The organism is Sphingomonas sp. P4_G3, assembly GCF_056401105.1.
In genome coordinates, this window is the sequence record NZ_JBFUJZ010000005.1 from 177,234 (window position 1) to 189,175 (window position 11,942).

Below are 11,942 nucleotides of genomic sequence, written 5' to 3' on the forward strand. Positions count from 1 at the left end.
CGGGTCCTTTCGAGTAGGATTTAATCCTACTCGGCCGAAAATTCAACCGGCGCCAGAGGGACATTTACGGCGATAGCCGAGACGGCGGAACCGAGTTTTGTGCGCCAACCGACGTCATACACCGTTCGTCGTCCGACGATTGACGACGGCACCCATCTCTTCGCATGTGCAGCATATCGTTAAGAAGAGGCGAAAAAGCTATGCGCATCGTGATGATCGGTTCGGGCTATGTAGGACTTGTCTCCGGCGCCTGTTTCGCCGATTTCGGCCATGACGTCGTCTGCGTCGACAGCGACGAGGCGAAGATCGCCAAGCTGAAGGCGGGCGGAATTCCGATCTATGAGCCTGGGCTCGACCGGCTCGTGGCCAAGAACGTCGCGGCGGGCCGGCTGTCGTTCACGACCGAACTCGCAGGTCCGGTGGCCGCGGCCGATGTCGTGTTCATCGGCGTCGGCACGCCGACACGACGCGGCGACGGCCATGCCGATTTGTCTTATGTTTATGCTGCGGCGCACGAGATCGCGCTGGCGCTCGACGGCTTCACCGTGATCGTCACCAAATCGACTGTCCCGGTCGGGACCGGCGATGAAGTGGAGCGGATCATCCGCGAGGCCAATCCGGGTGCCGATTTCGCGGTCGCCTCCAATCCTGAATTCCTGCGCGAAGGTGCCGCGATCGAGGACTTCAAACGCCCCGATCGCATCGTCGTCGGCATCGAGGACGAGCGCGCCCGTGCGCCGATGGAAGCGGTCTATCGTCCGCTCTATCTCAACAAGTCGCCGCTGCTGTTCACGCGCCGCCGCACCAGCGAGCTGATCAAATATGCCGCCAATGCGTTCCTCGCGATGAAGATCACCTTCATCAACGAGGTCGCGGACCTGTGCGAGAAGGTTGGGGCGGACGTCCAGGACGTGGCGCGCGGGATCGGCCTCGACAACCGGATCGGCGGGAAATTCCTCCACGCGGGGCCCGGCTATGGCGGATCGTGCTTTCCCAAGGATACGCTGGCGCTGGTCAAGACCGCGCAGGATCACAACAGCCCGTTACGGCTGATCGAGACGACCGTCGCGGTCAACGACGTCCGCAAGCGCGCGATGGCGCGGAAGGTGATCGCGGCGGCCGGTGGCGACGTACGCGGCAAGACCATCGGCGTGCTCGGTCTGACCTTCAAGCCCAACACCGACGACATGCGCGACGCGCCAGCGATCGCGATCGTCCAGGCGTTGCGGGACGCCGGTGCGACCGTGCGCGCTTATGATCCGGAAGGGATGGCGGCGGCGGCGCCGCTGCTGGGCGAAGTAGCCTATACCGATTCGGCTTATGCCGTGGCGGAAGGCGCGTCGGCGATCGTCATCGTCACCGAATGGGATGCGTTCCGTGCGCTCGACTTCGAGCGGCTGAAGGCGGTGATGGCGATGCCGGTGCTGGTCGACCTGCGCAACATCTATCGCGCCGACGATCTCACCGCCGCGGGCTTCATCTATCGCAGTGTCGGACGGCCCGGCGACGGCGAGCCGGTCATTCATCCCGAGACGCTCAAGATCCCCGAGTTGCAATAAGGGCGGCGGACATGACCTCCACCACGCCGCCGATCTGCGTCACCGGACTGCGCGGATTTCCCGATGTCATGGGCGGCATCGAAAGCCATTGCGAAGAGTTGCTGCCCCGCATTGCGACGCTCGCGCCCGACCAGCCGATCGTCGTGCTCGGCCGCGCGCCCTATTTGCCGGAGCGGCAGCGAACATGGCGTGGCGTCGAGATCGTCGGACTGCGCTGTCCGCAATCGAAGCATTTCGAGACGATTCTTTCCACGTTCTTCGCGATCGTCGCCGCCAAGCGGCGCGGCGCGGACGTGCTCCACATCCACGCGATCGGACCCGCCATCCTGGCCCCGCTGGCGCGGATGCTGGGCTTGCGCGTGGTCGTGACTCATCACGGCACCGATTATGATCGCGCCAAATGGGGTCGTTTCGCAAAGGCCGTATTGCGGCTGGGCGAGCGTGCAGCGCTCGGCTGGGCGGATCGAATCGTCGCGATCTCACCGTCGCTTGCCGAGCAGTTGCGGCTGGCCTTTCCGCGAAAGGCCAACGCGATCCACTATATCCCCAACGGCGCGCCCGAGTTGTTCGCGGGCGGCGATGCCGGCGAGATCCTCTCGGGGCTGGGAATCGGCGACGCACCTTTCCTCCTCGCGGTCGGACGGCTGGTGCCGGAAAAGGGACTCCACGACCTGATCGCCGCGCACCGCGCGTCGCGCACGGGGTATAAGCTGGTGATCGTCGGCGGCGCCGATCACGACAGTCCCTATGCGCGCGACCTGGTCGCCGAAGCGGGGCCGGATGTGATCTTTGCGGGCGTGCAATCGCGCACTGTGCTCGCGACACTCTACCGCCGGACGGCGATGTTCGTGATGCCGTCCCATCACGAAGGGCTGCCGATCGCCGCGCTCGAGGCGGCGGGGGAGGGCGCGGCGATGCTATTGAGCGACATTCCCGCCAACCGCGACATCGGCTTGCCCGCGGCGAACTATTTTCCGGTGGGTAACGTCGATCGCCTCGCGGCTATGCTGGCGGCCGATCCCGCTTCGCTCCGAACTGACGCAAGCGCGGTGCGCACGCGTTTCTCGTGGGACAAAGCGGCGGTGGAGACGCTCAGCCTGTACCGCGCGCTTCAGCCCGAACGGTCGCGTACGATCCGGCCCAGCGCGGCCTGAAGCGCGGACGCGTCGCGCGGATCTGGCTTGCCCGAAACCCGGAGCGCCGCCCCATCGACAGTGATCCGGCCGGTCAGCGGATGCCACGCCCCCGCTGCCCAAGTCCAGCTGCGGAACCGCCAAATGCCGGCGCTTTCCTGCGCGACATGGAAAGGCGGGCGCGACGGATCGGACGGCGCTATCGCACCGAGCGACCCTGCCGGCACCGCCACGAGCGCACCGCCCAACAGACTGCGTCTCGAGAAGTCCATCGCGCGTCTCCTTTTGATGCTTAGCGGCCCGCTAATAATGCCTGTTGAGCCTTTGGGCACGCCCGTCATGGCAGACAGAGCCTTGCAAGCGGCGGACTGACGCGGCCGGGGGGCCAACCATCCGCAATTTCGTGAAATCTGGAAGGGTGACGCGGTGAGCGGCGCCCGTGATGCGGTGGGTGTATGGGTACGCGTTATATTTCGCCGACCGGGGCGGGGGATAAATCCGGGTCGAGTCTGGAAAACGCCGCGCCGATCGGCGCGCTCGATGCCCAGATCGTCAAGGCGGGCGCGGGCGGAGAAGTGTTGCTGATCGCCGACGCGGGCACCTACAATGTTGCGGGAACCATCGGGGTTTCGCATGGCGGCGCAGACGGCCTGCCGGTCACGATCCGCGGCGTCGACCATCTCGGCAACACGATGGCGGCGCAGTTCAGCGGTACCCGCCCCGCCGATTGGCACGCCGGCGACGCGGCCGGTAACGAGCTGTTCAAGATGGGCAGCGGCGCGAACCACCTGACGTTCCAGGACATCGACGTCAGCAATGTCGGCACCGCCTTCCGCGCCAGCGCGGACATCGCCGACATCACGGTGCAGCACGTCGATGTCCACAATGCCCGGCGCTTTTTCGAGGATCTGGCGAGCAGCGGCACCGCGTCGGTCAGCGGCCTCACCATCCGCGACGTCACCGTCACCGGCTTCTCGCGCGAGGCGATCCGGCTGCAATATGACACCCATGACGTCGTGATCGAGAATGTTCGCGGTGACATGGCGGGCCAGGTCGGCGACGATCTGCCCGAGGGTATCCATCTCGACGGCACGGTCCACGATGTCGTGATCCGCGACACGACAATGGCCAATGTCCAAAGCGTCGGTAGCGGCAGCACCTATTTGAACGGCGACGGCTTCGCGACCGAACGCGGCGTCTATAGCGTGCGGTTCGAAAATACCCTCGCCACCGGCAATAGCGACGGCGGCTATGACCTGAAATCCACCGATACCGCGCTGATAGGCGCGGTCGCGTCGGAGAATGCGCGCAACTATCGGCTCTGGGGCGACATCACGATGTCAGGCTCGGTCGGGCTGAATCCGGTCTGGCGCGGCGGATCGTCCGAGCAGAACCAGGTCTGGATCGCGGCCGGCGCGCATGTCACGATCGTCGACGGCACCTTCACCGACGCCGGATCGCGGACCAAGGTCTTCTCGTCCGAGGGCACGCTGCTGCTCGACGGCGTGCATGTCGTCCATGCAGCGGACTCGATCCTGATGACGTCCGACACCTTGCTCTCGCTCGAGGGCCTGCCGACGCTCACGGAAAGCGTCGTCGCATCGGACGGCAGCAATTCGGCGGGATGGTCGATCGACGATCCGGCAGCTGCGACGTCGATCGGCTCTGCGAGCTACGCCGTATCGACGGATCATTTCGTCGGGACGGCCGGTAACGACCATTATTTCATCGATTCCGCGAAGGATACGATCGCCGAATCGGTGTCGGCCGGCACAGATCATGTCGCGACGACTCTCGATAAATACACGCTCGGCGCCAATCTGGAGAATTTAACCCATATCGGCCTCGGCGATTTCGCCGGCACCGGCAATGCACTTGCCAACATCATCACCGGCGGGGTCGGCCACGACACGCTGCTGGGGCTCGACGGCAACGACACATTGAATGGCGGTGGCGGCGACGATTCGCTCCAGGGCGGCAACGGCGCCGACGCGCTGAACGGCGGCGATGGCAAGGACATGCTGCTTGGCGGGTGGCAGGGCGATACGCTCGATGGCGGCACTGGCGACGATCGGCTGATCGGCGACATCACTTGGCTGAGCACGACCGGCGCGCGCGATATACTTCGCGGGGGCGACGGCAACGACCTGCTGTTCGGCGATGCGGAGACGATGAGCGGCACCGCGCATGGCGGGATCGACAATCTGTCGGGCGGCAACGGCAACGACGTGCTCTACGGAGACGCCATGACGATGACCGGCACCTCGGTTGGCGCTGGCGACACGCTGTACGGCAATGACGGCGACGACATATTGTACGGCGACGGCGCGATCATGGCGGTCGGCGTCGTCGGTGGGGACGACCGGATCGACGGCGGCGCGGGCAACGACGTGCTCATCGGCGGCGGCGGCCATGACACTCTGATCGGGGGAGCGGGTGCCGATCACTTCGTCTTCGCGCCCGGATCGGGGAAGGACGACATTCTCGATTTCTCATCCGCTGAGGGCGATCGGATCGATCTGTCGGGATTCGGCGCCGCGGCTGGAAACTTCACGACCACGCTCACGGCCGACGGACTCTCGATTCACGTCGGCGACAGCACGATCGTCCTTCACGGCGTCGTCGCGCTCCATCCCTACGATCTCATTCTTCTGTAGCGACGGGCCGCCCGCTCCCAGCGACGGACAACCCCCGGAATGGTGCATTGCAGCAGACGCGCATGCTATGCATCGCAGCCGTAACCGGTGGTAGCGCCGAACGTGAGGATACATGGCCGCAAAGGCGACGATCCTGTTCGTCATCAATTCGCTCGCCGGCGGCGGGGCGGAACGTGTGCTCACGACGATCCTTGGCGCGTCGGCGCCGTGGCGGGATCGCTATGACGTGCATCTCGCGCTGCTCGACGACGAGCCACGCGCTTACGCCGTTCCGGAGTGGATCACCGTTACCCAGCTCGACGCGCGGCATCGATTGGGCGCGAGCATCGCGCAATTGCGTCGGCTGGTAGCCCGGCTGAACCCCGACATTGCGCTCGCCTTCCTGACCCGTGCCAATGTGGCGACCGCCATTGCGATGGCCGGGCGCGGACGGCCGTGGCTGATCAGCGAGCGGGTCAATACAAGCGCGCATCTGGGCAGCGGCCCGGGCGCGATCGCCGCGCGTGCGATGGTGCGCTTCGCCTACCCACGCGCGCGACACGTCATCGCGGTATCGGATGGTGTGGTCGACGATCTGGTGCAGAATTTCGGGGTCGCGCGCGACTGCGTCAGCGCGATCGCCAACCCGGTCGACCATGACGCGATCGCGGCTCAGGCCGCCGCGTCCAGCCCATTGGCGATCGACGGCGATTATGTGGTGGCGGCCGGCAGGCTCGTCCCCAACAAGAATTTCGCGCTGCTCGTCGATGCGTTCGCCGCGTCCGGTCTGCCGCATCGGCTCGTCATCATGGGCGAGGGGCCCGAACGCGCGTCGCTGGAAGCGCAGATCGCGGCAAAGGGACTGTCGGAGCGCGTGTTGCTGCCCGGTTTCGTCGCCAATCCCTTCGCAGTACTGGCGCGCGCGCGGCTGTTCGCGATGCCGTCCAATGCCGAAGGCTTTCCCAACGGCCTGGTCGAGGCAATGGCCTGCGGATTGCCGGTGGTCGCCACCAATTGCGCATCCGGACCGTCGGAGATCCTCGCCGATCTGCCGCGCGAATCGATAATCGATGCGCGCCAGGTTCCCGCCGGCGCGCTGGTGCCGCCGAACGACGTTGCCGCTTTCGCGTCGGCCTTGCGCGAAGTCGCGAGCGAACCGCGCCGTACCGCCGCGGCCGACGCTGCCCGCCGGCGCTCGCTCGATTATGGCGTCGCCCAGGCGACCGAACGTTATTGGCGCCGTATCGACGCCGCACTGCAACCCCCTCGAACCAGCGGCTCGCCCGCGTCTCCCTATCCCCTGTCCTCAGGAATCGCGCGATGAAGCTTCTGCTCGCTTTGGCCCTTCTTTTTCTCTCTGCCTGTGTCGGGCAGACCCCGGTCGCCGGCGGCGGTCCTCCGCCCGCGGCCGACGCGATGAAGCTGGCAGCCGGCGATAAGGTGAAGGTGACGACCTATGGCGAGCCGACGCTGACCGGCGAGTTCCAGGTAACTCCCGCCGGCACCCTCGCCTTCCCGCTGATCGGCGACGTGCAGGCCGCGGGGCTCGACCCGGCCGCGCTGGCGGGCGCGCTCGAAGCCAAGCTTGGCGCGGGCTATCTGCTCAATCCCAAGGTCGCGGTCGAAGTGCTGACTTTCCGTCCCATCTACGTTCTGGGCGAGGTGCAGAAGCCCGGCGAATATCCCTATACGCCGGGCCTCACGATCCGTGGGGCGGTCGCGAAAGCGGACGGCTTCACCTATCGCGCCAACCAGAAGAAGGTATTCGTCAAACGCGCGGGCGAGGCGGGCGAAACCGAATATCCGCTGACCGCGGACTTCGCGATCATGCCCGGCGACACGGTGCGCTTCTCCGAGCGCTACTTCTGATGCAGGAAACGGGAGAGCCGCATCTGCGCGGTTGCGCAGTCAGCTTCACGAAGCTCAAGGCGCTGCTTGCCGCCGACCTCTACCGCTATGCCGGTCGGGTCGATCTGAAGAGCTTCCTGCGGCATTATGCCTTCACGCCGGGGTACAAATATACCGTGCTGATGCGCACCTGCGGGTGGCTGAAGCGCAAGCCGGCTAAGGCGTTCGGCCTCTATCCGCTCGCCAAGCTGATGCTCCTGCGCGCGCGCTACAAATACGGTTTCGCGATTCCCGAATATACCGAGATCGGGCCGGGACTGTTCCTCAACCGCTTCGGCGGCTTCTACATCCATGGCGATGCGGTGCTGGGGAGCAACGTCAATCTGACCCACGGTGTCGTGCTCGGCTATATGAACCGGGGCGCGCGCAAGGGGGCGCCGGTGATCGGCGACCGCAGCTTCCTGGGGTCGGGCGCGAAGATCATCGGCGGCATCAATGTCGGCGAAGAGGCGGCAATCGGCGTCAATGCCGTCGTCACCAAAGACGTGCCCGACCGCGGCGTGGTCGTCGGGATTCCGGCCAAGCTTATTTCCGACCAGGGATCGGAAGGCTATATCAACCGGATGGCGCCTGAGGCGCTGTTGGCCGCCTGCGCCGATGCCTATCCCGGACAAATGCGGGAAAAGGCGCAGCCGACCGTCGGCGGTGCCCTACAAACCTGATAGCGTCACGCCGAACGACACGCGCATCTTCTCGTAATCGCGGCCGGACAAGAGACCGGAGCTGGACTGACTGCGACGCAGCACATCCGCGCGGAGCGCTATCCGCGGGCTGAGCCGGTACGTCCCGGATGCGCGGTAGTTCCAGCGGTCGTCATTGCGATCGATATTGTTGAAGTCGCGCGCTTCCTTTTCGACGCTCGCGCTCAGGATCAAATTGCGCAGCAGTTCATAGTCGGCGCGAAGCGACATGGTGGTCGAAAGATAGCCGGCGGCCCCCAGGATTCCGGTCTCGTTGACGCGGCGATCAACCGTCGCGGTGAGCGTGACGAGCGGCGTCAGGAAATATTCGACATCGCCCCGCACCAGCACGCCGCTGATATCCGCGAAGAACGGGTCGCGATAATTCTGCTGAAGATAGCCGACGCGCAGCGACCCGCGGATTTTGGCACCGAGTTCGAAACTCGATCCCACGGCGGCCTCATACCCTTGCGAGTCGCGCGCCGGAACCGGTCCGATCCGGGTGCGGTAATCGCGGATATTGTACGATCCCACACCGAACAGCGAAATGCTCGGGCTGAGCGCGTATTCGACGATGCCGGTACCGGTTACCGTCGTGCGGTCGCGAAAATCCTCATCGACGACGTTGCCAAGGGCATCGCTGCCGTCCCGGTAATTGCGATTTTCGACGTCCAGCACCCCGCGCACGCGCAATCGGTTGAAGACATGCGTCACTGCTCCGCTCGCTTCGCTGATCGTGAAGCGGATCGGACGCTGCACTAGCGCAGGAGAATCGGGCTCGGTACGCTCTTGGGCAAAGCGGCCGTAGAGCCCGGTCAGATCGAGCGTCGTGTCGTTGCTGATGACGTAATGGGCACTGCCGTCGAGGCGGTAGTTGGTCTGGTTTTCGCTGCTGCGCGATGCGTAGCGCGTCAGATCGAACTCGCCGTTCAGCGTCAGCTTCAGATTGGGCGACGGGCGGACGATCTTCAACCGCGGGACGACATGGAGATAGGCATCGCCGATGCGCGGTGCGTTCACCGCGTACAAATTGTCGTCATACCCGGTGCCGATCGCCACCGACGGCGTGAGCTCGAGGACGCCGACATGGACCGGGGCCGGGTCGTATTCGGGATGTTCGCGCTCCATGACGCTGACGTTGCGGTCGCGGCCGAACGCGCTCGACGGCGGGGCCTGGCCGACGCTGTCGGTCGCATCCGATACCTGCGCGAAGGCGGTGCCGGTAATCGCGGCATTGATCAGACCGGCCAGCAGGATCACACGAGGCGTCATCGGCGCCCCAGCGTCACGAGAATGGGGAAATGGTCGGAGCCGGTCGCCGCCAGGCGGTCGGCGCGCACCAGGCCCCAGGCCGGGCCGGCATAGAGCTGATCGATCGGCAGGAAGGGCAGGGTGCGTGGCCAGCTCCAGATCGCGCGCGTCATCCGCGTCAGTGGCGCGAACGCCGCATCCTGCGCGCGCATCGCCGCGCTCCACGGCGTCAGGTTCATATCGCCTCCAATGATCAGGCCGCCGCGATCGATGCGGGCCAAGGCGGCGGCAAGCGCGGCGCGCGCTGCGGCCTGTCGGTTGGCAGGAATCGGCCGCGGATAATGTAGCGTGGCAACCGTCACCGGCGCGCTCCCGGGCACGGCGATCTCGGCCCAGAGCAGCGGCGGTCCGAACTTCTGTCCATGCGCATCCTTCAGGAAATAGCCCGAAGCGCGGATCGGCCAGCGCGAGAGGATCGCCAGGCCGCATCCGCCGCCGGGGCACGCCGTGCGATAGGGAAAGCGGCCAGCGGTCGCCGTGACCAGCGCGTCGCGTGCGCGCGACGTCTCCTGCAACAGCACGATGTCGGCATCCGTCCCCGCGATCGCCGCGCCGGTGGCGGCGGGGGACGCGTTGTCGACCCAGACATTATGGGTCAGAACGCGCACTTCGCGTGCCCCCTTGGGCGCGGCGGGGATCGTCCGGACGATTTCCGGCGTCGCCGCCATCGCCATCGGTACGATGCCGATCGCCGCGAGCGGCAAGGTCCAGCGAACGCGTCGCCGCGCGATCAGGAGCCCGACCGCCAGCGCCACGGCGAACAGCGGCACGAACGACGCGAGCACGTCCAGGCTCGGAAGCCATGCCCCGAGGATGGCGAGCCACGCCGCGATCGCCGCGCCGGCGATCATCAGCCGACCGATATTGGCAAGAATGGTCAAGCCTGCGCGCTCCACCGGCTGCGCAGTTCATGTCCGCGTTGCCGGACCGCCGCCGGGATCGCGCGCGCAGCGAGCACCAGCGCCGCGGTCGTCCAACCTTCGGGCAGATAGACGTCGCTCGCGCGGATCGCGGTCCGCCCCGGATGTTTCATCGCGTAGCGCGCGTAATGCGCGATCTCCTGGTTCGCCAGTCGCCGCAGCAGCGCAGCTTCGCGCGGGGTCGCGGTCGGGATCATGCCGCGCACCGTCGTCACGATGAGGGGCAGGTCGAGCGTCGTGGTCGACTTGCTGACCTTGTTCTCGGAGTCGCGATGGAAGTCGGCGCTGATCACGGGCGAATAGCGCAACCGGCCCTTGCGGAGGACGCGCAACCACAGGTCCTTGTCGCCGCCGCGCACCGCCTTGCCATGAGGGAATCCGCCGGCTGCGAGAATCGCGGTCCGGCGAATCGCGATCGCGCCGGTCCACATCGGGCATTCGCGCACCGCCAGCCAGCTTTCGAGGAAGCCGGCGAAATCGAGCGTGACGGGACTCTCGAGCCGGGCCGCGATGCGCTGCGGCTGACGCCGGTCCGCGAACACGTGATCGAACCGAGTCGCAACCGCGGCGACGCCAGGGTCCTCGGCGATAGTCTGCGCCAATAGCGCCAGATGGTCGTGCGCCCACAGATCGTCGGCGTCGAGAAAGGCGATCCATTCGCCCCTCGCGGCCTCGATACCGACATTGCGCCCGGCATATCCGCCGGGCCCCGGTGTCGCGAGATCGAGCAGGCGAATGCGCGGATCGTCGATCGCGGCGACAATCTCGCGGCTCCCGTCGGTCGAGCGATTGTCCACCACGATGATTTCATAGGCCGCATGGGATTGCGCGCGGACGCTGTCGATCGCGTCGCGAACATGTGCGGCCTTGTTGTACAGCGGCATGACCACCGAGAAGCGAACGTCTCCCATCAGTCGCGCGCCGCCTCGCGTCCGCCCGAGAGCCGCAGGAATTCGCGCGTCGCGACTCCCGCCAGCTCAAGCGTCAGCTTCATTACCGCCAGCCGCCGGCCGAGCGGCAATTCCCGCGAGACCGCCGCGCGTCGCAATCGGCGCACGGTGTCGACCGCGGTGACGCCCAGCACGCGCGCCAGGCGCGGCGTAGCGCTGGTCCGATCCCAGCGACCGCCGCTGAGCCGGCGGCGCTTGCGCACCAATTCGCTGCGGTCGGCGCGCACCGGGTGACGCACCACCATCTCGGGGACATAGATGAGCGGGTGGCCCGCGGCGCGGATCCGTAACGCCATCTGCCGATCGCCACCCGATTTCAGACTGGCGTCGAACCCGCCCAGCGCACGCAATACCTCCGCACGGCTAATCCAGTTGGCGGTCGCGCAATTCCCTCGCGCCGCATGCGCCTGCGGAAAGCTGAACAGCCTTTCATAGTCGGCATAGACTCGTGCGCCCGACGCGCCCTCTTCGAACAGGTCGATTTTGCCCGCGAGGACGCCGAACCCGGGATTCGCCTCGGCTGCGACCAAGGCGGTGGCGAGCCAATCGGCATCGGGCACGCAATCGGCATCGGTGAACGCGATGATCGGCGCCGCGGCCTGGGCGATCGCGGTGTTGCGCGCAGCATAGGATCCCGGCCTGGGTTCGGCGAGCAGGGTCACGCCGGAATAACCCCGGACGATCTCCGCGGTGCGATCGGTCGATCCGTTGTCGACCACGATGATCTCGTAACGCGCGCGATCGGCCGTCTGGCGCCCAAGCGCGTCGAGGCAGCGCGCGATCACCGCTTCGCCGTTCCACACCGGCACGATGACGCTCAGCGCGACACGCGTCACGACTCGTCT

At 66.2% G+C, this 11,942-nt stretch carries 11 protein-coding genes; 6 read left to right on the top strand and 5 right to left on the bottom strand.

Annotated features, from left to right (window positions below; translation table 11 throughout):
• Positions 1-200 precede the first annotated feature (200 nt).
• Together AC1DQQ_RS15015 and AC1DQQ_RS15020 are read left to right on the top strand one after the other, a co-directional pair.
• Positions 201-1,559 carry a UDP-glucose dehydrogenase family protein gene (locus AC1DQQ_RS15015; protein ID WP_478045636.1) on the top strand — a complete coding sequence of 453 codons (1,359 nt, stop codon included), beginning with the start codon at positions 201-203 and terminating at the stop codon, positions 1,557-1,559.
• Positions 1,560-1,570: 11 nt separating this feature from the next.
• Entirely contained in the window at positions 1,571-2,713 is a 1,143-nt protein-coding gene (locus tag AC1DQQ_RS15020; RefSeq protein WP_478042270.1) for a glycosyltransferase family 4 protein, read from the top strand.
• Here AC1DQQ_RS15020 and AC1DQQ_RS15025 read toward each other — a convergent pair.
• The gene (locus tag AC1DQQ_RS15025) at positions 2,671-2,964 is read right to left on the bottom strand and encodes a hypothetical protein (RefSeq protein ID WP_478029715.1); all 294 of its coding nucleotides are present in this window, start codon (positions 2,962-2,964) and stop codon (positions 2,671-2,673) included. The genes AC1DQQ_RS15020 and AC1DQQ_RS15025 overlap by 43 nt on opposite strands.
• A gap of 183 nt (positions 2,965-3,147) precedes the next feature.
• On the opposite strand from AC1DQQ_RS15025, the gene AC1DQQ_RS15030 reads away from it, so the two are divergent.
• The 4 genes from AC1DQQ_RS15030 (at position 3,148) to AC1DQQ_RS15045 (ending at position 7,898) form a co-directional block, all read left to right on the top strand.
• Positions 3,148-5,349 (top strand): calcium-binding protein, encoded by a 2,202-nt coding sequence (locus AC1DQQ_RS15030; RefSeq protein ID WP_478045637.1) that lies wholly within the window; start codon positions 3,148-3,150, stop codon positions 5,347-5,349.
• A gap of 112 nt (positions 5,350-5,461) precedes the next feature.
• Positions 5,462-6,652 (top strand): glycosyltransferase, encoded by a 1,191-nt coding sequence (locus AC1DQQ_RS15035; RefSeq protein ID WP_478045638.1) that lies wholly within the window; start codon positions 5,462-5,464, stop codon positions 6,650-6,652.
• A complete protein-coding gene (locus AC1DQQ_RS15040; RefSeq protein WP_478029718.1) occupies positions 6,649-7,197 on the top strand; it encodes a polysaccharide biosynthesis/export family protein in 549 nt (182 codons plus the stop codon). Before AC1DQQ_RS15035 ends, AC1DQQ_RS15040 begins: the two co-directional genes overlap by 4 nt.
• The gene (locus AC1DQQ_RS15045) at positions 7,197-7,898 is read left to right on the top strand and encodes a serine O-acetyltransferase (protein ID WP_478045639.1); all 702 of its coding nucleotides are present in this window, start codon (positions 7,197-7,199) and stop codon (positions 7,896-7,898) included. The genes AC1DQQ_RS15040 and AC1DQQ_RS15045 overlap by 1 nt, the downstream gene beginning before the upstream one ends.
• Here the strand turns inward: AC1DQQ_RS15045 and AC1DQQ_RS15050 are convergent.
• The 4 genes from AC1DQQ_RS15050 to AC1DQQ_RS15065 are packed head-to-tail and all read right to left on the bottom strand — an operon-like array spanning position 7,887 to position 11,933.
• Positions 7,887-9,188: an outer membrane beta-barrel protein gene (locus AC1DQQ_RS15050; protein WP_478045640.1), complete on the bottom strand. Its 1,302-nt coding sequence runs from the start codon at positions 9,186-9,188 to the stop codon at positions 7,887-7,889. The two genes, AC1DQQ_RS15045 and AC1DQQ_RS15050, sit on opposite strands and share 12 nt — an antisense overlap.
• On the bottom strand, positions 9,185-10,108 hold the full coding sequence (locus AC1DQQ_RS15055) for an endonuclease/exonuclease/phosphatase family protein (RefSeq protein WP_478029721.1): 924 nt from the start codon (positions 10,106-10,108) through the stop codon (positions 9,185-9,187). The genes AC1DQQ_RS15050 and AC1DQQ_RS15055 overlap by 4 nt, the downstream gene beginning before the upstream one ends.
• Positions 10,105-11,058: a glycosyltransferase family 2 protein gene (locus tag AC1DQQ_RS15060; RefSeq protein WP_478029722.1), complete on the bottom strand. Its 954-nt coding sequence runs from the start codon at positions 11,056-11,058 to the stop codon at positions 10,105-10,107. The genes AC1DQQ_RS15055 and AC1DQQ_RS15060 overlap by 4 nt, the downstream gene beginning before the upstream one ends.
• Complete coding sequence (locus AC1DQQ_RS15065; RefSeq protein WP_478029723.1) at positions 11,058-11,933, bottom strand: glycosyltransferase family 2 protein; 876 nt, start codon at positions 11,931-11,933, stop codon at positions 11,058-11,060. Before AC1DQQ_RS15065 ends, AC1DQQ_RS15060 begins: the two co-directional genes overlap by 1 nt.
• Between the last annotated feature and the right edge of the window lie 9 nt (positions 11,934-11,942).